Here is a 202-nt window from a genome sequence, read left to right on the forward strand (position 1 = left end):
ATTGCTGTAACGGGTTTCTTTAATTTTAAGCCTGGTAATGTCCTACTTTCACATAGCAAATGCTACACTATCATCGGCGCTGTTTCGTTTCACTACTGAGTTCGGCATGGAGTCAGGTGGGTCCAAAACGCTATTGTCACCAAGCAAATTTGGTCGTTAGTTCGTATCTCTACGCACTAACTGAATTTGGAAAATATCTGAT

The 202-nt window shown here is 41.1% G+C and carries 1 rRNA gene; it reads right to left on the reverse strand.

The window, feature by feature from the left end:
- Positions 1-29: 29 nt before the first annotated feature.
- A 5S ribosomal RNA gene (rrf, locus tag CWC11_RS19750) occupies positions 30-144 on the reverse strand.
- Positions 145-202: the final 58 nt, after the last annotated feature.

The sequence above is a fragment of the Pseudoalteromonas sp. S3178 genome (assembly GCF_005886985.1).
GTDB classification, from domain to species: Bacteria; Pseudomonadota; Gammaproteobacteria; order Enterobacterales; family Alteromonadaceae; genus Pseudoalteromonas; species Pseudoalteromonas carrageenovora.